Below are 22951 nucleotides of genomic sequence, written 5' to 3' on the forward strand. Positions count from 1 at the left end.
ATCCTATTGGCATCATTTGTTGGATGAATATTATTTGAAAGCGGTAAATGAAAACTAGCAGATAGAAAAGACATGATTGCAATCATAAAATAATAAGTAAAAGTAAAAATATAAATAAGTTACCTTTAATATAATTAAAAGCTAAAACCATATTAAAATAATGATTATTAGCTTTCTTTAATAAGCAACTGAAATTAGAAAAAACTGAAGTGAACGATAAGAAATGAATGTTATACAGACTTTCGCCTGTATAACATTATCAAGAAGGATATTACTTACCTGTCGGCGTCCCTTTCTTTTCATGTACCATCATCAAAGCCTGCTCAACACTGCGCTCGATAATCGGCCGACGCTGATCATTTTCAGGTAATAATTTTAACATCATTTGCCAAGCTGAAATTGCCTCTGCATAGCGCTCTTGTTCAAATGCATTGAAAGCAAAAATGCTCAGCGCTTTCACATTCGTGCGATCTTTAGCAATTAATTTTTTGAGCAATTCAGCACCTTGGCGGTTATCTTCAGGGTCAGACGAGCGAGTAAGAACCTCGGCATACCCTATAATGACGTTTTCATCTTTAGGCGCAAGACGATAAGCTCTGCCATAAGCATCTGTCGCCATGGTCGCATTATTGAGTACCATGCCAATTCGCCCTAACATCACCCATGCCTCGATATTTTGAGGGTCTTCTTGTAAACGTGTCCGTAAGCCTAAAGCTAAGTGTTCCATTTCCGCATTGTTCAACGGGGGCTCAGAAGGGTCTAATGCTCTATCTAGTAAAGCTGGGGCTTGTTGGTAAGCATTATTCCAATCCGTGACTTTAGCGTAACTACCCACTTGATAATATGCGCCGCCAGCTACACCTAAAGCAATCACTAACCCTGGAAGGTAAACCCAATTACTGGCACGGGAGGCTTCTGGTAATACGCCATCATTACCCTGTTCCACCTGCTTGATGCGCACCCGTTTTCTCGAACGGGCAAAAATAATCCATCCCCCCAATGCGATGGCGGCAAAAGGTAAGCCCCATAACATCATGGTGAGTGGCGTTAATGGCGGGTTATAAGTCACAAAATAACCATAGCGGGCAACCATGTAATCAACAATCTCGTCCCGGCTTTTACCTTCTTTCATCAACTCATACACTTTTTGACGTAAGTCCAGCGCAATCATTGAGTTAGAGTCCGCAATACTGTTATTTTGGCACTTTGGACACCGTAATTCTTCCGTTAACTTGCGAAATTGTTGTTCCTGCTGTTCGCTATCAAAAGTAAACACTTCAGTAGCCGCATATGTGACTGTTGAGCTGAGTACTAACATGAATAAACCGAGTAAATACCTCATTGGTTCGCCTCCTGATTATAGCGTTCCCAAAGGGGTTTAAACTCTTTTTCCCAAACACGTTCGTCCATTGCCCCTGCATGGCGATAGCGGATCACACCATTGCCATCGATTAAAAAGGTTTCTGGTGCGCCATAGACACCGAGATCAAGGCCCAGCATCCCCTCCCCATCAAATAAACTCAGTGCATAAGGGTTACCAAGCTCTCGCAGCCACACAATCGCTTTATCACGCTTATCTTTATAGTTTAGCCCCACAACCCGTACACCTTGTGCAGACAGTTTATTGAGATACTGATGTTCTGCACGACAAGTCGGGCACCATGTCGCCCATACATTAAGTAAAATCGGTTGCCCCTGTGTTAATACATCAGATTCATAATGTTTCCCGGGGTTTTCTAATGATTCGAGCCTAAATACAGGAACAGGTTTACCAATTAGAGCAGATTCAAGCAAACGAGGATCATCCCCCTCCGCATTACGCATTAGCTGCCATAATAAGACGGCGGCTATCCCTGCAAAGATAATAAAAGGGATTAAAAAGACTTTGCGATTCATGCCGTTTCCCTCTGTAATTTACGACGACGGTAGCGTGGGTCAAACATGCAAAACAACGCACCAACTGCCATCAATACACCACCTGACCAAATCCAGCGTACAAAGGGTTTATAATACAAGCGCATGCTCCATGTACTTTTTGATATTTCTTCCCCCAAAGCTGCGTATAAATCACGGGTAATACCACCATCAATAGCCGCTTCTGTCATTACAGCACGACTAACGTTATAAAAACGTTTTTCAGGCATCAAAATACTAACCACTTTGCCTTTTTCTGTTACAGAGATGCTACCTATAACGCCTTGATAATTAGGACCATCGGCTTCTCTGACGCCATTAAACGTAAAGGTGTAAGCCCGAATATTAATGCTATCCCCTGGCTTCATTTTGACATCGCGCTCAACACTGTAGTTTTGGCTGAAGGCTATCCCAACTATCGTGACGGCTAAGCCTAAATGCGCCAAAACCATGCCCCAATAACTCGGCGTTAGTTTGATTTTTTTGCTTATACGAACTTTCATTTCAGCAAAAGCTAAAATTGCAATCCAGCACGCCATCATCAAGCCAACAACGGTTAACGCCTCAATACGATCTTCCATTAATAGCGGTAAAACAAATGACAACACTAATGTCATTATCGTTGCAATAATAAGCATTTTTTTGATAGCAGCAGGGCGATCTCGCCCCCAGCGTACTAACGGCCCAATCCCCAATAGCAAGGCAAACGGCACCATCAAGGCGATAAACATAGTATTAAAGAACGGCTCACCAATCGAAATCGTCCCCAAACCAATTTGTTTATGCACTAAAGGTAATAATGTCCCTAATAAAACAACCAACATTGCTGCCGTTAAAATAACGTTATTCCCTAATAGCATGGACTCACGTGACCACAATGCGTTGTTGACCCTTGAACGAACCTTATGCCCCCTTAATGCGAACACTAATAAAGAGCCACCGACCACCAGTACCATGAAGGCAAGGATAAATAGTCCTCGGGATGGGTCTGAGGCAAAGGCGTGTACAGAAACTAGAACCCCAGAACGCACTAAAAATGTGCCAAGCAAGCACAAGGAAAAAGCAAAAATCGACAATAATAATGACCATGCTTTAAATGTGGCTCGCTGCTCAGTGACAGATAATGAGTGGATCAGAGCTGTCCCCACTAGCCATGGCATGAATGAGGCATTCTCAACTGGGTCCCAGAACCACCAGCCGCCCCAACCTAATTCATAGTAGGCCCAAGCCGAACCTAGCATAATGCCAAGGGTTAAAAAGAACCATGCCGCCATCGTCCATGGGCGTGCAAAGCGAGTGAAAGAGCTATCTAAACGCCCGCTAAGCAATGCCGCAATGGCAAAGGCAAATGCCACAGAGAAACCAACATACCCCATATACAACAATGGAGGGTGAAAAATTAGCCCAGGGTCTTGTAATAACGGGTTGAGGTCTCGCCCTTCAATCGGGAAAGCCGGCAACGTACGTGAAAATGGGTTTGAGGTGAAGATAATAAATAACAAAAAGCCAACACTGACCATCCCCATTACCGCGAGTACTCTAGCCACAATATCAAGTGGCATACGATAACTTCCTATTGCTACGGCAAAAGTCCAACCGCTCATCAACAATACCCATAGCAATAAAGAACCTTCATGAGCCCCCCATGTTGCGGCTATGCGGTACCAAATGGGTAATTGTGTGTTGGAGTTATTAGCAACATAAGTCACAGAGAAGTCGTTAACAATAAAGGCATTGACTAATACTAAAAATGCCCCTGTGACACATAAGAAAAGTAACCATGCTAATGGACGAGATGATGACATTAAGCGTGCGTCATTACGTGCCACTCCCCATAAAGGGTAAAACGACAGTAAAACCGCAATACCTAATGCTAAGCAAAGCAGAATGCTACCAATTTCAGGGATCATGATGCATTGTCCTTATAGGCAGCTGCTGGCCTGCGGTGATTTTCTTGCATCGCTTTTTCAACTTCTGGTGGAGTGTAGTTTTCATCGTGTTTCGCCAAGACTTCTTTGGCTAAAACATGGTTGTTCGCTTGTAATTCGCCTTGAACAACAACCCCCTGCCCTTCTTTAAATAAATCGGGCAAAATACCGTCATAGCTCACATCTACCTCACCTTCAGCATCATAAACCGTAAAGGTGATTTTTAATGAGTTTGGGTTTGAGTCATCGCGTACAACACTGCCTGGCATTACCATTCCACCCACACGTAAACGCTGCCCAACCTCTGGAATTTGATGGGTTTCCCGTTTACCATAAATAATTTCACCGGGTGTATAGAAGAGGTCAATACTGGAGCGTAGCGCATATAGGATCAACGCCAATGTTAAACCGACACCGACAAGTATGGAACAAATTAACCAAAGCCGGTTACGACGACGAATATTCACATCCCCTCCCTACGCGCTCTTGCCGCTTTTTGCCTTACTTCACGAGCTTGCTGTTTAAGAATTGCGTTTATAATCATTTTTCTTTGAAAAAATGTATGCAAACAGAGTAACAGAATCGGTATTAAGGTTAGCGCAACAGCCAGCCATACATAAAAACCATAGCCCCCCATCGCAAAAAAATCACTCCAAGATGCAAATGCGGATGTCATGACTTGCGGCCTCCCTTATTAACTATGTCTAATACCCATGGGCGATTGCGTTCTAGAATCAATAATTGATTACGTAAACGAATTAATGTCAAAGAAATAAATAAAAATAAGTAACCCAAGATAGCTAAACGGAGTGGTGTGCGCATTGCAGGGTTAATACTTTCTTGCATACGAGTAGAAGGCTGATGCAGCGTTTGCCACCATTCAACAGAGTAATGAATGATAGGTAAATTTATCACCCCGATTAACACTAAAATAGCCGCTGCTTTGCCCGCCATACGACGATCATCAAACGCATGCCATAAAGCAATAATCCCCACATATAGAAAAAGTAAAATCAGCTCGGAGGTTAAACGTGCATCCCATACCCACCACGCGCCCCACATTGGTTTACCCCATGTTGCACCTGTCACTAATGCAATAAACGTAAACACTGCTCCTATGGGAGCCATTGCTGCTATGGCCAATTCCGACACTTTCATTTGCCAAACTAAACCCACAAAGGCCGTGATCGCCATGGCTGCGTAAATCCCCATTGACCACATTGCAGCTGGAACATGGATATACATAATGCGATAACTTTCACTTTGAACTTTATCTGTTGGTGCGAAACCAAAACCCCAAATCCAACCGACAGCTAAACAGACTACACTCAATATAATAAACCACGGTACTAGACGGCCGCATAACCGGTAAAGGTTGACTGGAATGGCAAGTTGATGAAGCTTTTTCCACATAGTTTAGTTACCTTGATTTTTTATATTGTTAGTAAATTCCGCATAACAGCACATCATACAATACACGTTAAAAAAGCAAATATATTGATTTAACACAAATATAACTTAGGCTGATCATACTCAGATGTATAACCAGCCTATTTGTTAACCATTGTTTACAAATCATAGTTATAAGCAATGGTAAAACGACTCTCTAAGGTTAAAAGCCCGGTTCAACTTCACGCATATCCGGTAATTTATGTGCGATCCCTTTATGGCAATCAATACAGGTTTTACCTTCAGTTAAAGCTTGGTCATGCATTTTTGCCGCGACCCCTTTTTGCGCAGTAAAATCCATATACTCAAAGTTGTGACAGTTACGACATTCCTGAGAGTCATTATTTTTCATCCGGCGCCATTCGCTTTGTGCCATTGCCAAACGGTGGTCTTCAAATTTTTGTGGTGTATCAATAATGCCAAAAATCTTACCGTATAATTCTTTACTGGCTTGAATTTTGCGTACCATTTTGGGGCCAAATTCATGGGGTACGTGGCAGTCTGGACAAGTCGCCCTCACACCACTACGGTTCGTATAGTGAATGGTATCCATATATTCTTCATAGACATTTTCACGCATCTCATGGCAACTAATACAAAACTCTTCTGTATTCGCCATTTCCATCCCCGTATTAAAGCCTCCCCAGAAAATCACGCCACCCACAAAACCGATCAGCAATAAGGTGCCTAACGCTAAGCGACTTGGTCTACGCCACCAACGCCATATTCGTCCAATTAAGCCAAAGAGCCCTTTACGCGGCTGTTTTTCGCCATTGACCTGCTTATCATTGTTATTTGCCATGTCTCCCCCTTATTTCCCAAAGCCTTTGGATGGGGTAAATGTGTTATCAATGATAGGTGCCGTATCTGACTGCGGCACATGGCACTGTAAACAAAAATAGCGATTTGGTGCGACTTCACCAAGCACTTTACCTGTTGCATCCATAAAGTGTGTTGGACTCACTCTTGGCGCACCTGTTGTCCGGTAATTCTCAACACCATGGCACTGTAAACAGCGGTTAGTATTCGTCGTAATTTGGTAACCTTCAACGCTGTGTGGGATCATCGGCGGTTGGTTCACATAGTTTAGCGCCATTCTTTCCTGTTCTTTCGGAATATGAATGCTTCCCTCTGTCGTACCAGACACTTCCGGTGATTGAGACAAATCGACACCATTAGCAGCCCAAACAAGACTACTAACAACAAGGGCCATACCTGCAATTGCGCGGCTTAGCGTCTTTTTCAGGACAGGATTTTTCATGATTTAGCTCCCGAGCTCCATCGTAGTGTTATTTTAAAAACATCCTCAGAACAGACATCGATACAACGACCGCAAGTAATGCAGTCTTTATCTGTAATCTGCGCTGGGGCTTGCTTATCTAAGACCGGGGCACGCAGTACTTGCGGCTCCGGACAAATGTGGAAACAATCCATACAGCGGCTACAATTTTGTTTATTTTCCGCTGTAACAACTAATGCGCCTTTACAACCCGCGATGCCATACAGGGCACCCAGAGGGCAAAGGTGACCACACCATCCATGTTCCACAACCAATAAATCGAATAAAAACAGTGCAACGAGGACTAATGCACCGCTACCAAAACCAAAAATTAAACTGCGCCCCATTAATGAAACTGGATTTAACCATTCCCAAAGAAGAGTCCCTGTCACCGCTGAACCAATGAGGATCACTCCGAGCAATACATAGCGGATATAACGCGGTATTGTTGCGGACTGGTTTAACTCAAACTTACGGCGCAACCAAGCTGCCGCATCCGTGATCGGATTCACAGGACAGACCCAACTACAGAAAATACGCTTACCTAATAGTGCATATACCCCGAACACAATAACTGCGCCTACCAGTGCCGAAATACCGGGTAAATATCCACTTGCTAAGCTTTCTAAGGTAATGAGTGGGTCAGTCAAAGGCACAGTATCTAGCAATAAGCTGCTACTGTAGTTCCCATGTAAAACCCAAACACCGAACCATGGCCCACTGAGAAACATAGCGAGCACAAGCAATTGGCTCACACGTCGAAATACCAACCACTTATGGCTATGCCACCAGCCCTTTTTAGCCTGAGCTTCACGTCCGGCATCACGCTTACGATTTGCCATTGTTGCCCTCCAGCCAGCCAAAACGGTAATGATGACCTAATTCACCTTTCGCTAGCGACCTTGGTAATACCTTGATAGCAGCTTCTTCCAGTACACAAGCCTGTTCACACTTACCGCACCCTGTACAGTAATTGCTATTGACTGTTGGTAAGAACCTCGCATGTTTACCTGTTCGGTGGTTTTGTTCCAATTCCAAGGTGATTGCTTCATCAATAAGTGGACATACTCGGTAACAGACGTCACACCTTAACCCTTGAAAATTAAGACAGTTTTCCTGATCTAACAAAACTGCCAATCCCATTCGTGCATCATTAATTGATTCAATGTCTTTATCCAGCGCACCACTTGGACATACCTTGGCGCACGGAATGTCTTCACACATTTCACATGGGTTTTCACGGGCGATGAAGTACGGGGTTCCTGCTGCTAAGCCTGATGCTAATGTTGCTAGTTTCAACATGTCATAAGGGCAAGCTTGCACGCATTGACCACAACGTACACAAGCACTTGAAAATGCCTTTTCATCAAGAGCGCCCGGTGGGCGGAGCCTAACTCCGCTGGCCCGAGATGTTTGTTGCTGAAGCCCCAGTACCACACCAACAGCCGCTAACCCGCCCGCTGCGCGAGCAACATCACGCAAAAAACGACGGCGACTGTTCTGGGACTTAGCCTTTTGAGCTTTCGCTTTCTGGGGCATTAGCTATTACACCTTTTCTAATTTAACGGCACATTTTTTGTAATCCGTTTCTTTTGAAAGTGGGTCCGTTGCATCCAGTGTTAAGTTATTCACTAGCTGCGCAGCATCGAAGAACGCCATGTACACTAAGCCTTTCGGTGGTCTGTTACGGCCACGTGTCTCCACAATCGTCGTCACATCACCACGGCGTGAAACCACTTTGACTTTGTCTCCACGACGTAACCCTCTGTCTTTCGCATCTAATGGATGTATAAAGACTAATGATTCAGGGAAAGCTCGATGTAATTCGGGAACACGGCGAGTCATACTTCCAGTATGCCAATGTTCTAATACACGTCCGGTTGATAGCCACAGGTCATATTCTTTATCTGGAGACTCTGCCGCAGGTTCAAATGGCAATGCAAAAATAACCGCTTTACCATCTGGCTTACCGTAAAATTGATAACCAGCACCGGCTTTAACGTATGGGTCGTTCCCTTCGCTATAACGCCACATGGTTTCTTTGCCATCGACAACAGGCCAACGAATACCACGTGCTTTATGATATTCATCGAAATCAGCAAGGTCGTGACCATGACCGCGTCCAAAGCCTGCATATTCTTCAAACAAGCCTTTTTGCAAATAAAAACCAAGTTCACGAGATTCGTCGTTTAACTGGTCTTCAGCGAGTTCGCTAACAGGGAATTTAGTCACCGCTTCATTGGCAAATAACACGTCATATAAGGTTTTTCCACGTAGCTCCGGTTTTTTCGCCAATAGCTCTTCAGACCAAACCTCATCCGTTTTAAAACGTCGAGAGAACAACACCATCTGCATTAAATCTGACTTTGCTTCACCCGGTGCTTTAACTTGTTGGCGCCAAAATTGAGTGCGACGCTCTGCGTTACCATACGCCCCTTCTTTTTCTACCCACATCGCCGTTGGCAAGATCAGATCGGCGGCTAACGCACTGACTGTTGGATAGGGGTCAGAAACAACAATAAAATTACGCGGATCACGCCAGCCTGGCATGCGTTCTTCATTAATATTTGGGCCTGCTTGCATATTGTTGTTGCACATTACCCAATAGAAGTTCAGCTTACCGTCTTTGAGCGCTCGGTCTTGAGCAACAGCATGTAAACCGACTTTTTCAGGAATAGTGCCAGCAGGTAAGCCCCAAACACCTTCCACTTTTTCACGGTGTTTTTCGTTAGTAACCACCATGTCAGCAGGTAAACGGTGAGAGAATGTTCCAACCTCACGCGCAGTACCGCATGCTGAAGGCTGGCCAGTTAAAGAGAAAGGACCGCAACCAGGCTGAGAGATTTTGCCGGTCAATAAATGTAGGTTATACGCTAAGTTATTTGCCCAAACGCCACGAGTATGCTGGTTAAAGCCCATCGTCCAGTAAGATACCACTTTGGTATTCGGGTCAGCGTAAAGTTTCGCTAACTCTTCTAATTGATCTTTTGGCACACCAGTCATTTCTGCCGTTTTATCTAACGTATATTCTGCGACAAATGCCTTATACTCATCCCATGTCATTGGCTCTGATGCATCGGAACCCGCATTTTTTGCACTTTTTTCTAATGGGTGAGTTGGGCGTAATCCATAACCGATATCTGTTGCACCACGACGTAAATTCACGTGTTTATCGAGGAATTCCTGATTAACTGCATTATTTTGAATAATGTAGTTTGCGATATAGTTCAGGATCACAAGGTCAGATTGCGGCGTAAATACAATCCCGTTATCCGCCAATTCAAAACTACGATGCTTAAATGTGGAGAGTACCGCAACACGTACATCTGGATTAGATAGACGGCGGTTAGTAATGCGTGACCATAAAATTGGGTGCATTTCTGCCATATTCGAGCCCCACAGAACAAATGCATCTGCGTGCTCAATATCATCATAACAACCCATAGGCTCATCCATACCAAAAGTACGCATGAAGCCAACAACCGCAGACGCCATACAGTGACGAGCATTCGGGTCTAAATTATTCGAGCGGAAGCCCCCTTTAAACAGTTTCGACGCTGCATAGCCTTCCCAAACTGTCCATTGACCTGAACCGAACATTCCGATGCCTTCAGGGCCTTTATCCTTCAATGTGGTTTTGACTTTTTCTTCCATAACATCAAAGGCTTGTTCCCAAGTGATTGGAGTAAACTCACCATTTTTGTCATATTCACCGTCTTTCATACGCAACATCGGCTGTGTTAAACGGTCTTTTCCATACATGATCTTCGGTAAGAAATACCCTTTGATACAGTTCAGACCACGGTTAACAGGAGCCTCAGGGTCACCTTGACTTGCTACAATACGGCCATTTTGCGTTCCCACCAGAACGCCACAGCCTGTACCGCAAAAACGGCAAGGCGCTTTGTCCCATTTGATACTTTCCTGTTGACCAACAACAGCTTTCGCAATGCTGGGTGCACCAATACCGGCCGCCGCAGCAGCGGCCGCTATCGCATTGGCTTTCATAAAGCTACGACGACTGAGTTTCATAATCTTCCTCACCTTGCTCATCCTGCTGGTGATACACCAGCGAAACATCTAGTACACCATCAATATCGCGTACTAAATCAATAGTATCTAACAATGCTCTGCTATCTTGACCTTCAACCACAACGATCAGTTTTCCGTTGTCTGGAGAACTTAACGCAACTTCACAATTCGAAAATTGTTCTATTTTTTCGGTCACAGCAGACATTCGTTCACTTTTTACTTGTACGATTAAACTGCACACTTGATAGTTACTGTGCATGTTCATGCTCCACGGTAATGGCTGATACTGGGCAACTTGCAACACAAGCTCCGCAGCCTGTACAGCCTTGCGTTTCTATTTTTGGCTGGTAAATACCTGCCAGTGACGGACGAAAAGAGATGACTTCTGGCTCACAACTGTCTTGGCAACGACGACACTCGATCGAAAGATACGCAAGGCAATTCTGGCCAATCGAAATTGAGATATCCCAAGGTTGGGAATGTTTTGATAGGAAAATAGGTTCAGGGCATGATGCCGCACATGCGTAACAGAAAGTACATTCTCCGCGTTTAAAATCAACAACGGGATAGCCGCCCGCGCCTGGTCGCAAAATTGCAGTTTCACAACTTTCCACACACGCGTTGCAACGGGTGCACAATTCGATAAATTGCACTTCACTACCACTCCATGGCGGCCGAACCACTGGAGCTGCGTTACGCCACGCACCAGTTAATACTCCCCGACGGGTGAGATCAACCATGTTTTTTCCTTTACATTGCCAACAAGAAAACTAAAAAGTACTAATAAACCGCATTTTTTATATGTGTATTTATGAGAAATATTAACGAGAGAGGTTATAAAAATACATACTACCTAGGAGGTAACAGGAGTAATAACACGACTTACGCCCTAAAATGATGACATTGGTTTTATTGATGGGATTGACCTTCAAAATAGAGCCAAAAGAGGTAATTAAGACAATTTTTTAATTATTTTTTAACAATCATTCAATATGATTTTTTAAATTAAACCTAACTTTTAATGTTATGGGTTTAAATTAACACCAAAAACTACTACTAAAGTGGTATATGCAATGTCATTTTGCAAAAAAATATATGCAATATTTTTGATATTACGCACATTTTACTTTTACTCTTTTATTATAAAAATAATACAAGAGTAAATAAAATTTAAAAAAACACATAAAATCAACAAATTAAATTAAAATTAATTTTATTTTAAAAAATAAGAATCATTACGATCCATTTCATTTAAAACAGTTTGAAAACTAGTGACTAATAACTATATCAGATTTAACAGTACCTCATTTTTATTATTTCTCTGCATTCTATTCCTTTAATACAAATTATCTTTTGATCAAAAACAATATTTTTAGTGTGGTTTTTTGTTACACATATAAGCTGGCAATGTCTTGATAGCATCTGTGCGCTTACTATCAAACTTATATAACAAAAATATATCCAAATTCGTCCGAGTTACAGGCTACATGAAAAAAAACAACTCGAACAATGAAGGGATGGCTGGCTAACATTACTCGAGGCCCTTTATGGCAAACATAAGAAATAATGCACTATACTTATTGAGTTTGGTGGCAGGAATATTTCTATTTACCTCTGTGCATGCACAAACCCCTACCACTAAAGATACGACTTCCACTATTAATGCTCGAAATGAAACTTTCGAGGCGGCTCACCCAGATCAATACCATTCATGGAGAGCAACTTCAGAGCAATCCAACCGCGAAGATGCGCTCGCTGAAGATCCTCGCTTAGTGGTACTTTGGGCAGGATACCCATTCTCTCGTGACTATAACAAGCCACGAGGCCATGCTTATGCAATTATCGACGTTCGTGAAACGTTACGAACTGGTGCGCCAAAAGATGCTCAAGATGGCCCATTGCCTATGGCATGCTGGAGCTGTAAAAGCCCAGATGTTGCTAGGTTAATCCAAGAACATGGCGAAGATGGCTACTTTGAAGGCAAATGGGCAAAAGGCGGTCCTGAAGTTGTGAATGTTTTAGGTTGTGCCGACTGCCACAAAACAGATTCACCCGATTTTGCTAAAGGCAAACCGGAGTTAACTCTCTCACGCCCATATGCAGAACGGGCAATGGAAGCCATTGGTAAACCATTTGCTACAGCCAGTCGCTTCGACCAGCAATCCATGGTCTGTGGTCAATGTCACGTTGAGTATTATTTCTCTGGCGATAAAAAATCAGTGAAATTCCCATGGGATAACGGGACAAAAGTCGAGGATATGGAAGTTTACTACGATAATATCGGTTTTTCTGATTGGACAAACTCCTTATCAAAAGCCCCCATGTTAAAAGCACAGCACCCTGAGTATGAAACCTGGAGTGCGGGTATTCATGGTAAAAATAATGTGACCTGTATTGACTGCCATATGCCTAAACTGCAAAACGACAAAGGTGAGCTGTATACCAGTCATAAAATCGGTAACCCATTCGATAATTTCGAACAAACCTGTAGTACTTGCCATACTCAAAGTAAACAACAACTGCAAGATGTTGTCGCTGAACGTAAACACGCTATCCAAGAAATGAAAATCAAAGTTGAAGACCAGTTAGTTCGTGCTCACTTTGAAGCAAAAGCAGCTTGGGATGCAGGTGCAACCGAAGATGAAATGAAACCAATTTTAACCGATATTCGTCATGCGCAATGGCGCTGGGATTTATCTATTGCCTCTCACGGTATTCATATGCACGCACCAGATGAAGGTTTGCGTATGTTAGGTGGCGCGATGGATAAGGCTGCGGATGCACGGACTAAATTAGCTCGCTTGCTAGGTTCGAAAGGGATCACCCATGAAATAGCTATTCCCGATATTTCGACTAAAGAAAAAGCACAGCAAGCTATTGGTTTAGATATGCAAAAAATTAATGCAGAAAAACAAGAGTTCTTAAAAACAGTCGTGCCACAGTGGGATGACCAAGCTCGTAAAAATAACCTATTAGCCAAATAAACTAGATTCGCCCGCAACCTAAGGGCGATTTAACCAATGGAGTGAATATGAGCGTACTACGTTCGTTATTAACTGCTGGGGTGCTGGCAACAGGCTTATTATGGGCAGCGGCTGCATCCGCGACACCTCAGATTGCACAAGAAAATGCAGAAGGCCGTTGGGTTGTTACACCGCAGCGTAGCGCAGATAGCGCTTGCATCGACTGCCATAAACCTGACAAAGAAGGCATGCACGGCACGCACGCAGAAGTTATTAACCCCAATAATAACTTACCGGTAACTTGTACCAATTGTCACGGGAATCCTGGACCAAAACACCGTGAAGGCGTTAAAGATGTTATGCGTTTTAACGACCCAATGTACGGTGTGGAACAGCAAAATAGTGTGTGTTTGTCCTGTCACTTACCCGAACAGCTACAAAAAGCGTTTTGGCCACATGATGTCCACGTCACCAAAGTAGCCTGTGCTAGCTGCCATGACCTTCATCCTAAACAAGACACTATGAAGGTACTGACAGATAAAGGGAAAGTGAAAATTTGTGTCGACTGCCACTCTGATCAACGCAATAACCCTGACTTTAACCCAGCAGCGGTAAAATTGCGTAAGGAGCAACCATGAGTTGTTCTCGTCGTCAATTCATCATCTACTCAGGCGCACTGGCGGCGGTGGGAGGGATAGCGAGTCATACTCTAGCGAATACAATGAAAATAGACGGGGTTCGCTACGGCATGATCCACGATGAAAACTTGTGTATCGGCTGTACGGCGTGTATGGATGCGTGTAGAGAAGTTAACCAAGTCCCCGAAGGTGTTTCTCGGTTAACGATTATTCGTAGTGAACCTATTGGTCAGTTTCCTGATGTTAAATATCGTTTTTTTCGCCATTCCTGCCAACATTGTGAGAGCGCCCCTTGTGTTGATGTATGCCCTACAGGGGCCTCTTTTATCGATAAAACAACTGGAATTGTGGATGTAAACCCTGACTTATGCGTAGGTTGTCAATATTGTATTGCAGCCTGTCCTTACCGTGTCAGGTTTATTCACCCCGTGAGTAAAACCGCCGATAAATGCGATTTTTGTCGTAAAACCAATCTAAAAAAGGGTAAACAACCCGCTTGTGTCGAGTCTTGCCCAACCAAAGCACTGACATTTGGTAATTTAGATGATCCTAATAGCGATATTTCGTTAATGCTAAAAGAAAAACCAACATACCGGTTCAAAATAGCGCTCGGCACACACCCCAAAATGTATCGAGTTCCCTTCAAATATGGGGAGGTTAGCCAATGACAACAGCTTCAGCTTTCCATTTTGAATCTCTCGTTTGGGATTGGCCAATTGCTGTTTATCTATTCCTAATTGGTATTTCGGCAGGGCTAGTCGTACTGGCGGTATTACTACGTCAGTATTACCCCAAAGCGGCAGGCAGTGACAGTACTCTAATGAGAACGACACTGATACTTGCGCCAACAACCATCATATTTGGGCTACTGATTTTGATCCTCCACTTAACTCGTCCGTGGACGTTTTGGAAACTGATGTTCCACTACAGCCTAACTTCAGTGATGTCGATGGGGGTCATGCTATTTCAGCTATATATGGTAGTTCTGGTTATTTGGTTAGCAAAAATATATGAAAAAGAGGTGATTACATTACAACAAAAGTGGCTCCCTAAATTCAGTTTTGTTCCTCGTATATTAAGCTTATTTAATCGCGTTGTACGCTTTTTCGATATCATCATGTTAGTACTCGCGGTACTACTTGGAGCCTATACTGGCTTTTTACTCTCAGCGCTAAAATCGTACCCTTTCTTAAATAACCCGATTTTACCCGCTTTATTCCTATTTTCAGGGATATCGTCGGGGATCGCAGTCGCGCTAATTGCTATCGCCCTACGTTATCGTAAAAATGTTCATAACCCTGAAAGTGCATTTCTACATAAAGTTGAAGGCTATGTGATTTGGTTAGAAATATTCCTATTAGCTGCATTTTTTGTTGGGTTAGCACTTGGCGATGACGGGAAGATACGTTCCTTAACTGCGGCGCTGGGTGGCGGTTTCTGGACCACTTGGTTCTGGATTGGTGTCGTCGGTTTCGGCTTCATTATTCCTTTAGCATTAAAAAAATGGGCTGATAAAGGACTAGGGGCATCTCGAGTGTTGATTATCAGTGGTGCCAGCTTATTAGGTGTATTTTGCTTACGCTTTTTTGTGTTATATGCGGGGCAATTAACAGTTGCATAACTCATTCAATCATAAAGGTGATAATTGGAACTAATACTCCCTGAAATCGGCTTTCTCTGCCTTGTATTGGCTTTATGTATCGCTAGCTTTCAGGCTTTGAGTGGAGTTATTGGTCTCATCCAACACGTTCCGAGGCAAATGCCTCAGAACGTGCTTTGGACTTATTCACAGTTTTTTCTGCTACTTACTGCCTATATTTGTTTGACCATCAGCTTTATCCAAAGTGACTTTTCCGTAGTATATGTTGCACAACATAGTCATCGTTTATCCCCTTTATATATCAAGATTGCCGCAGTATGGGGAGGACATGAAGGGTCAATTTTCCTTTGGTTACTGTTTATATCGGCTTGGAGCGCATTATTTGCTTGGCGCTATCGCCAGCAAAATCATCTTGTCTTCCCACTGACATTAACCTTTCTTGCCATGATCAGTGGCGCTTTATTATGGTTCATTATTTTTTATTCCGACCCTTTTGAGCGGATTTTCCCACCCGCAATTGAAGGGCGTGATCTCAACCCAATGTTGCAGCATTGGGGGCTTATTTTACATCCTCCATTGCTGTATTTAGGCTATAGTGGGTTAATGGTTGTGACCGCCTTAATTCTCGCATCAATACTCACAGGCCAATTTAATCAAATCACGGCTTGGTTGTGTTGGCGTTTCACCGTACCAAGTTGGTGTATACTGACTCTCGGAATTACGCTGGGTTCATGGTGGGCATATAACGAATTAGGCTGGGGGGGTTGGTGGTTTTGGGACCCTGTTGAAAATGCATCACTACTTCCTTGGCTAAGTGCCACTGCCCTGCTTCATAGCTTATCCGCATCGAGGAAAACTGAAGGATATCGGCACTGGTCAATATTACTTGCCATTCTTACCTTCATCTTATCTTTATTGGGTACATTAATTGTACGCTCTGGCATTTTAATGTCTGTACATGCTTTTGCCCTTGATAATGTGAGAGCCGTTCCCCTATTTTTACTATTTAGTATCTTAAGCTTTATCGCTTTGTTTATTTATGGCTGGAAAGCAAAAAATGTAGAAAGTAAAACCGCTAAGGTGAATAAACGTGATACTTACTTATTATTAACATTAGTCCTATTTGCTACAGTATTATTTATTGTTCTTACTGGTACGCTTTATCCAATGATTTATGCCCTCTTTGGTTGGGGGAAAATTTCTGTTGGTGCGCCATATTTTAATCAAGCATTACTCCCATTCGGCATTTTAATGTTACTTATTATGGCATTAAGCGTGCTTAATCTACCGAAGAAAATCCCTTTCATCACCCAATGGCGATTTCCGGTTATATTGCTCCTCAGTACATTACTCAGTATTGTTCTATGGTCACACGGAATAATTATCGCCATTTCGTGTGGGTTTTTAATGGCTATTTTATGCATTTTTTGGTTACGTCCAATTCGTGTAATTAACCAACAATTACCCTCTCTTCTTGCCCATACTGGGGTAATTATTTTTGCTGCGGGTATTGCCCTTTCCGTTGGTAGCCGGCAAGAAATTAGTGTCAACCTTTCCATTGGGCAGTCTGTTTCTTTAGCAGATTATCAGTTCCAATTTAAACAGCTTAAACTCCTTGCTAAGGGGAATTACACAACTGAAAAAGCCGTTATACAAGTTGCCCAAGCCAACCACCCCTTACACCAATTAATTACTGAACGCCGTTTTTATACGGCACGTCAGCAATTAATGATTGAACCAGGAACCTATTGGGGCTGGGTACGTAATTGGTATGCTGTTTTAGGGGAGAAAACAGGTGCAAATAGCTACGCAATACGCTTTTATGTGCAAGATGGCATTCAATGGATTTGGGGAGGTGCGTTATTTATGTGTTTTGGGCTGCTAATTGGTTGGGTAAAAGGAAGAACAAAGCATGAATAAAGCTTTAGTCACTTTCATTTTCTTATTTGCTTCGTTTATGGCTAAAGCACAAATTGTAGACGTGTGGCAATTTAATTCGCAGGAAGAACAAGACTATTCTTTGCAAATTGCCTCATCACTACGTTGCCCACAATGTCAAAATCAAAATTTATTAGAGTCAAATGCCCCTACTGCGGTCAGTATGCGGCATCAAGTATTCAAAATGGTAGCTGAAGGTAAAAATAAGAGCCAAATCCAACAATATATGACTGATAGATATGGTGAGTTTGTTCTTTATAACCCACCGCTAACGCTAGGAACTGCTTTATTATGGGGATTGCCCATCATTGCTCTGGCGGGGATTTTAAGTTTAACATTCTACTTAACTCGCCGACAAAAATATCATTATCGCCATGATAGCGCCGAAGTAACCCAAACTACAAAACAACTTTTAGTCTCCGTGACTGATGAATCTCCTTCTCAACAGAAACGAAACACGGTGTTTATCATTGTATTATTCTTCGCCATTATTGGTTATTTCTTTATACCCCGCTTTGAACTGACGTATCGCGAATATTTACGTATATCTGATCCTCTTTTATCATTCACTCCGTTACAACAAGAACAAAATGACTTGTTACGTTTACAAAATGATATTCGTCAGTCACCTGAAAATAGTGAACTATGGGCAACACTTGGTGAATATTATTTATATCAAAACAGCTATGACAACGCACTAATCGCTTATTATCGAGCACTAAAATATGGCGATGAGAATGCACAAATATACTCCGCAATTGCAACTGTATTATATTATCAAGCAGGGCAGCACCTGACTCCAGATGCCCATGCTGTAATTAATAAAGCCCTAGCTCTTGATAACAATGAGGTCACAGCCTTAATGCTAGTTGCTTCTGATGCATTTATGAATGCAAATTACGAGCAAGCAATTGATATTTGGCAAAAACTATTAGATAGCAATAGCTCCCGTATTAATCGTTCACAACTAATTGAAGCCATCCATATGGCAAAAATAATGGGAAATAAAAAATAATTAAAATATATAAAATTAATATCTTTACATTAAGTGTTAATACATACTAAATTATCACTATAGTAACAAATATACCCCCCTAATTAATGTCAATTCATTTTAATATGTAATTTTTCGTTTCTTACTGCTCATCATTATTTCATCTCTATATTACATTAAATAATTTTATGCTACATTCGCTATATTAAACTCCTAAAATTAAACCTGTGTATAATAACGTAAGTAAAATTAACTCTCTTAATCTTACTTATATACGATTAAACATTTTTCTTTTACGATGTAATTTTAGGAATGTAAAACAATCACATAAGAAATAAAAAACATGAAAAATAAAATATTTTCATTCTTGGTTGTTGGCCTTATTGCTGGCGCGTCCTTTATTGGCGGTGTCGCGAGTAACTATACACCTGATCTAGATATTATTGAAAAATCACAAAAAGCAGTTGAGGATTTTTTAGTTGACCCTAAAACAGCAGAGTATAAAAATGTTAAATATCATGAGATAAGAGAAACTCTTGACCACGGAATGTTAGGTTATGTTTGTGGAGAAGTACTCATTTTTACCAGTCAAACACCATATTCATTTAAACGTTTTATCGTCAAAACATATCGTCATGACGATGGTCGTAATGTTGTCTCTATCCCAATTATTGATGATAAAGACAAAGAGTTCCCTAATGATAATTTTAATATAATATGGGGTAAATATTGTAATAATTAATCCACCGGATAAAAATACAATCAAGGTTAAATTTAACACATTAATAATATAAAAATAATATTTAAATTACGTCTAAAACCATCACTCAATCCTACACATTTCAAACGAAATAAAGTATGTTGTTTTTATATTGATTCAATTACATATAATAAAAATATAATAAATGGTCGAATAAACCAGCACAAGCAATATTCTCATATTCTCAACTTGTTTATTTCTGCATTCAAGATAAGTTAGAATTAAGATGAGCACTATATGTTAATTTTCTATCTACCTCCATATACTATAGTGCATACATCTGCTTAAGAAAGGTTAAAAATAGTTCCATAACCTTAATCACACAACTGACTTTGAGAAAAGCGAAGTCATGCCTATCTTATCATTTTCTAATCTTGCAACGTTAAATTAACTAGCTATTTTGGTAGTAATTCTTGATTGCTTGATATAAAGTCACAACCCTTTTTTTTCAAGGTTACTATTTTGGAGGCGAGATGTTTATAGGCTTTGATTACGGTACATCCAACTGCGCTGTCGCAATCATGAAGGACGGAATACCGACACTATTACCATTAGAGGGCCATAGTAAATATATTCCATCAACACTGTGTGCGCCAACAAGAGAATCTGTATCTGAACACCTATTTCGTCATTGCAAAATCACACCTTCAGATGAAATTGGGCAGCAAATATTAAGAAGGTCGATAACTTTTAATCAAGATGAAGGGGTCGATTTAATGCCTGAAGATATTGTTTTCGGGCAAGCTGCCTTAGATTTATATTTAAGTGACCCAAGAGATGTTTATTATGTAAAATCACCTAAGTCGTTTTTAGGCGCTTCCGGGCTTCATGAAACACAAATTAGTTTTTTCGAAGACCTTGTTTGCGCCATGATGAAAAATATCAAAGATACTGCTGAACATACCTTACAACAAGTTATAGACGATACAGTGATTGGACGGCCAATTAACTTCCATGGTCGCGGTGGAGAATTAGCTAACCAGCAAGCAGAATCCATATTATATCGTGCCGCAAAACGTGCAGGCTTTCATCATATTACATTTCAATTTGAACCTGTCGCTGCTGGCCTTGAATATGAATCAACTTTAAATAGTGACCAAATAATCCTAGTTGTTGATATTGGTGGCGGAACAACTGATTGCTCATTAATTCAAATGGGGCCAAGTTACCGAACCGCACAAGATAGAACCCCTTCCTTATTAGCCCATAGTGGCCAAAGAGTGGGCGGAAATGATCTTGATATCTATATTGCGCTAAAACAATTGATGCAACTTTTTGGGATGGAAAGCCAGTCGCTTTCAGGTATTAAAATGCCATTTTTACAGTTTTGGAACCCAATTGCGATAAATAATGTTGAAGCCCAAAAAGAATTTTATTCGCGGCAAAACCTTTCAGCGCTGACTCGATTAAAACAAGAAGCAAAAGAGCCTAAAAAATTGGCTCGCTTACTAGAAGTATATAACGAAACCCTTGGGTATAGCCTTGTCCGTAAAGCTGAAGAGGCGAAAATTGCCTTATCTGAAGATGCTAATTATTTAGCTAAAATTGCGCTATTGAATGAAACGCTTGAAGTTAATATTCAACGAGAGCATTTAATTGAATCAATAGAATCACCAAAGAATAAAATGATTGAACTAGTTAAAGAGGCTGTCAATCAAGGGGGAGTGCAACCTGATGCTATTTACATTACGGGGGGAAGTGCTCGCTCACCCATATTGCATCAAGCTATCTCCCAAGAATTGCCTAATATCCCTATCGTACGCGGAGATGATTTTGGTTCCGTTACCGCAGGGCTAACTCGCTGGGCTGAAACCTGTTTTAAATAAAAACACATTATTTTCTAAGTGACTACTTACAATAAAAGGTAATGTTTAACATTGCCTTTTAACCTTACTTCTTCAGTTGCTGGTAGTCACATGAAAATTAATAATATTCTCAAAAAATTTAAGCTAACAGATATTAGTCAGATCGAAAGCATCTATCCTTATTCGCCAGTATATAAAATACATAAGAATAATCATGATTATGTACTAAAACAGACTTGCTCTAATATTGATGATGCCAACAGATTAGCAAGCTATTTATCCAATTTAAATAATAAAAAAATAAATATTGTCACACCAATTTCAGTAGTTACCCCGAATCCACAAGAAATAAATAATGATGTTTGGGTGCTCTATCCGTTTATTAAAGGAAGTAAATATAGCGTTTCTACACATGAAATTATTGAAGCAGGCCGTTTACTGGGGAAAATACACTCGGTTTCCTCTATCAATAATCAAGAAAAACTCAGTGAGTATAATGAATATGAGCTTGAGGATAGCGATATAATCAATGATATCAATATCATACATGACCATTGTATAAAGCATAAATTAGCTATAGATATAAATCAGTTTAAAAGATTAATGCTAGAGACTATTGAAAATCAATCGGTTTTAAGAAAAAATAATTTACCCGCTGTTGCTACGCCTTATGACTACAAAGCTGATAATTTAATTTATTTAGAGTGCAACCAAGCCTTTATTATAGACCCCGATAATGCAACTTATATTCCTAGGATTTTCGATTTAGCCTTAACATTGTTACTTTTCCATAATGTATTAGAAACAGCACCAAATCGTATTTTTACTGTAGATGAATGGGAATTGTTTAAACTCGGTTATTCTGAATTCATTACAGTTACCCCTTTTGAAAAGTCTTGTTGGCAACAAGCTATCAAACATTTATTTTTAGATGAAGTGATTTGGTTAATGTCTGATTTTGAACAAGGATGGGAAAATACACGGCAACGAAATTTATTTATTTCATTGTTATCATTAATATTAGATGAAAAATTGTTAAAAAAATACACGCTATAATTTAAAACAGCACGTTGCTAGATAATATGGATGCCGCTCAAAGCGGCATCCATAAGAAAATTATTTTTTAACTTTATGTACAATATCAAAGTACTTATCTTTGTTATCTTGCTCTGGATAAATACGATAAGTATATTCTTCAGGTGTTACAGTGACATTTTCTACAACACGAGTAAATAACACTTCCCCTTGATCATTTTTTGCAGTTAATGAACGGGTTTTTCCATTCTCATCAAATGACCAATCACCTTTCATTTTTGGTTTCCCATCAAATGTAGTCATATTAAAGGTGCCATCTGGATAATATTCAGCTAAGCCAAAGAAGTTAGAAACTTGCTTATCATCGGCACTGACTTCTTTTTTGTTTTGGTCTAAAGCTTCCGTTGTTGTCCAGACTTTACCAACCATGATTTCTTCGTAAGCATTTAATTTATGCTCAGCATTTTGTGATTGCGTTGCTGCTGGAGCCGTAGCGGCTTGAATACCAAATGACATTGTAGATACAACAGCAAATAATGTAGGTACTAATAGTCTTTTCATTTTATTTCCTTTAACTAACAAGCTCAAACAAGCATTTGATTTAACTTAAGGGTAA

The 22951-nt window shown here is 40.9% G+C and carries 23 protein-coding genes; 9 read left to right on the forward strand and 14 right to left on the reverse strand.

Going from position 1 to position 22951, the window contains the following annotated elements; genetic code table 11:
* Positions 1–271: 271 nt before the first annotated feature.
* From ACPEH5_RS07790 to napF, 13 genes are all read right to left on the reverse strand, one after another.
* On the reverse strand, positions 272–1342 hold the full coding sequence (locus ACPEH5_RS07790; protein ID WP_042845203.1) for a cytochrome c-type biogenesis protein CcmH: 1071 nt from the start codon (positions 1340–1342) through the stop codon (positions 272–274).
* Positions 1339–1896 carry a thiol:disulfide interchange protein DsbE gene (gene dsbE / locus ACPEH5_RS07795; RefSeq protein WP_042845205.1) on the reverse strand — a complete coding sequence of 186 codons (558 nt, stop codon included), beginning with the start codon at positions 1894–1896 and terminating at the stop codon, positions 1339–1341. Before dsbE ends, ACPEH5_RS07790 begins: the two co-directional genes overlap by 4 nt.
* Positions 1893–3824 (reverse strand): heme lyase CcmF/NrfE family subunit, encoded by a 1932-nt coding sequence (locus ACPEH5_RS07800; protein ID WP_210787119.1) that lies wholly within the window; start codon positions 3822–3824, stop codon positions 1893–1895. The genes dsbE and ACPEH5_RS07800 overlap by 4 nt, the downstream gene beginning before the upstream one ends.
* Entirely contained in the window at positions 3821–4309 is a 489-nt protein-coding gene (gene ccmE / locus ACPEH5_RS07805) for a cytochrome c maturation protein CcmE (RefSeq protein ID WP_042845209.1), read from the reverse strand. The genes ACPEH5_RS07800 and ccmE overlap by 4 nt, the downstream gene beginning before the upstream one ends.
* On the reverse strand, positions 4306–4518 hold the full coding sequence (gene ccmD / locus ACPEH5_RS07810; RefSeq protein ID WP_048607973.1) for a heme exporter protein CcmD: 213 nt from the start codon (positions 4516–4518) through the stop codon (positions 4306–4308). The genes ccmE and ccmD overlap by 4 nt, the downstream gene beginning before the upstream one ends.
* Positions 4515–5255 (reverse strand): heme ABC transporter permease, encoded by a 741-nt coding sequence (locus ACPEH5_RS07815; protein ID WP_042845213.1) that lies wholly within the window; start codon positions 5253–5255, stop codon positions 4515–4517. The genes ccmD and ACPEH5_RS07815 overlap by 4 nt, the downstream gene beginning before the upstream one ends.
* 199 nt (positions 5256–5454) lie before the next feature.
* On the reverse strand, positions 5455–6093 hold the full coding sequence (gene napC / locus ACPEH5_RS07820; protein ID WP_048607975.1) for a cytochrome c-type protein NapC: 639 nt from the start codon (positions 6091–6093) through the stop codon (positions 5455–5457).
* Between the two features lie 9 nt (positions 6094–6102).
* Positions 6103–6552, reverse strand: coding sequence for a nitrate reductase cytochrome c-type subunit (napB, locus tag ACPEH5_RS07825; protein WP_042845215.1), 450 nt, complete (start codon positions 6550–6552; stop codon positions 6103–6105).
* Positions 6549–7412 (reverse strand): quinol dehydrogenase ferredoxin subunit NapH, encoded by an 864-nt coding sequence (gene napH / locus ACPEH5_RS07830; protein ID WP_042845216.1) that lies wholly within the window; start codon positions 7410–7412, stop codon positions 6549–6551. The genes napB and napH overlap by 4 nt, the downstream gene beginning before the upstream one ends.
* Positions 7399–8109, reverse strand: coding sequence for a ferredoxin-type protein NapG (gene napG, locus ACPEH5_RS07835; RefSeq protein ID WP_042845217.1), 711 nt, complete (start codon positions 8107–8109; stop codon positions 7399–7401). Before napG ends, napH begins: the two co-directional genes overlap by 14 nt.
* Before the next feature lie 6 nt (positions 8110–8115).
* Entirely contained in the window at positions 8116–10602 is a 2487-nt protein-coding gene (gene napA / locus ACPEH5_RS07840; protein WP_048607977.1) for a nitrate reductase catalytic subunit NapA, read from the reverse strand.
* Positions 10583–10861: a chaperone NapD gene (gene napD, locus ACPEH5_RS07845; RefSeq protein WP_071548302.1), complete on the reverse strand. Its 279-nt coding sequence runs from the start codon at positions 10859–10861 to the stop codon at positions 10583–10585. Before napD ends, napA begins: the two co-directional genes overlap by 20 nt.
* The gene (gene napF, locus ACPEH5_RS07850; RefSeq protein ID WP_129466237.1) at positions 10851–11342 is read right to left on the reverse strand and encodes a ferredoxin-type protein NapF; all 492 of its coding nucleotides are present in this window, start codon (positions 11340–11342) and stop codon (positions 10851–10853) included. The genes napD and napF overlap by 11 nt, the downstream gene beginning before the upstream one ends.
* Positions 11343–12149: 807 nt before the next feature.
* On the opposite strand from napF, the gene nrfA reads away from it, so the two are divergent.
* The 9 genes from nrfA to ACPEH5_RS07895 all read left to right on the forward strand — a co-directional run bounded on the left by nrfA (position 12150) and on the right by ACPEH5_RS07895 (position 22356).
* Complete coding sequence (gene nrfA / locus ACPEH5_RS07855; RefSeq protein WP_042845221.1) at positions 12150–13586, forward strand: ammonia-forming nitrite reductase cytochrome c552 subunit; 1437 nt, start codon at positions 12150–12152, stop codon at positions 13584–13586.
* Positions 13587–13633: 47 nt separating this feature from the next.
* Positions 13634–14203 (forward strand): cytochrome c nitrite reductase pentaheme subunit, encoded by a 570-nt coding sequence (gene nrfB / locus ACPEH5_RS07860; protein ID WP_042845222.1) that lies wholly within the window; start codon positions 13634–13636, stop codon positions 14201–14203.
* Complete coding sequence (gene nrfC, locus ACPEH5_RS07865) at positions 14200–14871, forward strand: cytochrome c nitrite reductase Fe-S protein (protein ID WP_042845223.1); 672 nt, start codon at positions 14200–14202, stop codon at positions 14869–14871. The genes nrfB and nrfC overlap by 4 nt, the downstream gene beginning before the upstream one ends.
* A complete protein-coding gene (nrfD, locus tag ACPEH5_RS07870; RefSeq protein WP_206227039.1) occupies positions 14868–15824 on the forward strand; it encodes a cytochrome c nitrite reductase subunit NrfD in 957 nt (318 codons plus the stop codon). The genes nrfC and nrfD overlap by 4 nt, the downstream gene beginning before the upstream one ends.
* A gap of 24 nt (positions 15825–15848) precedes the next feature.
* Complete coding sequence (locus ACPEH5_RS07875) at positions 15849–17723, forward strand: heme lyase CcmF/NrfE family subunit (protein WP_206227037.1); 1875 nt, start codon at positions 15849–15851, stop codon at positions 17721–17723.
* Positions 17716–18756: a heme lyase NrfEFG subunit NrfF gene (gene nrfF / locus ACPEH5_RS07880; RefSeq protein ID WP_042845226.1), complete on the forward strand. Its 1041-nt coding sequence runs from the start codon at positions 17716–17718 to the stop codon at positions 18754–18756. The genes ACPEH5_RS07875 and nrfF overlap by 8 nt, the downstream gene beginning before the upstream one ends.
* A 322-nt stretch (positions 18757–19078) precedes the next feature.
* Positions 19079–19477, forward strand: coding sequence for a hypothetical protein (locus tag ACPEH5_RS07885; RefSeq protein WP_129466240.1), 399 nt, complete (start codon positions 19079–19081; stop codon positions 19475–19477).
* 491 nt (positions 19478–19968) lie between these two features.
* Positions 19969–21321, forward strand: coding sequence for a molecular chaperone (gene yegD, locus ACPEH5_RS07890; protein WP_048607984.1), 1353 nt, complete (start codon positions 19969–19971; stop codon positions 21319–21321).
* Between the two features lie 90 nt (positions 21322–21411).
* Positions 21412–22356, forward strand: coding sequence for a phosphotransferase (locus tag ACPEH5_RS07895; RefSeq protein ID WP_281110433.1), 945 nt, complete (start codon positions 21412–21414; stop codon positions 22354–22356).
* A gap of 60 nt (positions 22357–22416) precedes the next feature.
* On the opposite strand, the gene ACPEH5_RS07900 is transcribed toward ACPEH5_RS07895, so the two are convergent.
* Positions 22417–22896 (reverse strand): DUF4822 domain-containing protein, encoded by a 480-nt coding sequence (locus tag ACPEH5_RS07900; protein ID WP_071548305.1) that lies wholly within the window; start codon positions 22894–22896, stop codon positions 22417–22419.
* Between the last annotated feature and the right edge of the window lie 55 nt (positions 22897–22951).

The sequence above is a fragment of the Providencia sp. NPDC089933 genome (assembly GCF_049545585.1).
GTDB lineage: Bacteria > Pseudomonadota > Gammaproteobacteria > Enterobacterales > Enterobacteriaceae > Providencia > Providencia huashanensis.

Coding starts and splice junctions, on each gene's coding strand:
- ACPEH5_RS07790 (WP_042845203.1), bottom strand. CDS start 1,342: ATGAGGTATTTACTCGGTTTATTCATGTTAGTACTCAGCTCAACAGTC.
- dsbE (WP_042845205.1), bottom strand. CDS start 1,896: ATGAATCGCAAAGTCTTTTTAATCCCTTTTATTATCTTTGCAGGGATA.
- ACPEH5_RS07800 (WP_210787119.1), bottom strand. CDS start 3,824: ATGATCCCTGAAATTGGTAGCATTCTGCTTTGCTTAGCATTAGGTATT.
- ccmD (WP_048607973.1), bottom strand. CDS start 4,518: ATGACATCCGCATTTGCATCTTGGAGTGATTTTTTTGCGATGGGGGGC.
- ACPEH5_RS07815 (WP_042845213.1), bottom strand. CDS start 5,255: ATGTGGAAAAAGCTTCATCAACTTGCCATTCCAGTCAACCTTTACCGG.
- napC (WP_048607975.1), bottom strand. CDS start 6,093: ATGGCAAATAACAATGATAAGCAGGTCAATGGCGAAAAACAGCCGCGT.
- napB (WP_042845215.1), bottom strand. CDS start 6,552: ATGAAAAATCCTGTCCTGAAAAAGACGCTAAGCCGCGCAATTGCAGGT.
- napH (WP_042845216.1), bottom strand. CDS start 7,412: ATGGCAAATCGTAAGCGTGATGCCGGACGTGAAGCTCAGGCTAAAAAG.
- napG (WP_042845217.1), bottom strand. CDS start 8,109: ATGCCCCAGAAAGCGAAAGCTCAAAAGGCTAAGTCCCAGAACAGTCGC.
- napA (WP_048607977.1), bottom strand. CDS start 10,602: ATGAAACTCAGTCGTCGTAGCTTTATGAAAGCCAATGCGATAGCGGCC.
- napD (WP_071548302.1), bottom strand. CDS start 10,861: ATGCACAGTAACTATCAAGTGTGCAGTTTAATCGTACAAGTAAAAAGT.
- napF (WP_129466237.1), bottom strand. CDS start 11,342: ATGGTTGATCTCACCCGTCGGGGAGTATTAACTGGTGCGTGGCGTAAC.
- nrfA (WP_042845221.1), top strand. CDS start 12,150: ATGGCAAACATAAGAAATAATGCACTATACTTATTGAGTTTGGTGGCA.
- nrfB (WP_042845222.1), top strand. CDS start 13,634: ATGAGCGTACTACGTTCGTTATTAACTGCTGGGGTGCTGGCAACAGGC.
- nrfC (WP_042845223.1), top strand. CDS start 14,200: ATGAGTTGTTCTCGTCGTCAATTCATCATCTACTCAGGCGCACTGGCG.
- nrfD (WP_206227039.1), top strand. CDS start 14,868: ATGACAACAGCTTCAGCTTTCCATTTTGAATCTCTCGTTTGGGATTGG.
- nrfF (WP_042845226.1), top strand. CDS start 17,716: ATGAATAAAGCTTTAGTCACTTTCATTTTCTTATTTGCTTCGTTTATG.
- ACPEH5_RS07885 (WP_129466240.1), top strand. CDS start 19,079: ATGAAAAATAAAATATTTTCATTCTTGGTTGTTGGCCTTATTGCTGGC.
- yegD (WP_048607984.1), top strand. CDS start 19,969: ATGTTTATAGGCTTTGATTACGGTACATCCAACTGCGCTGTCGCAATC.
- ACPEH5_RS07895 (WP_281110433.1), top strand. CDS start 21,412: ATGAAAATTAATAATATTCTCAAAAAATTTAAGCTAACAGATATTAGT.
- ACPEH5_RS07900 (WP_071548305.1), bottom strand. CDS start 22,896: ATGAAAAGACTATTAGTACCTACATTATTTGCTGTTGTATCTACAATG.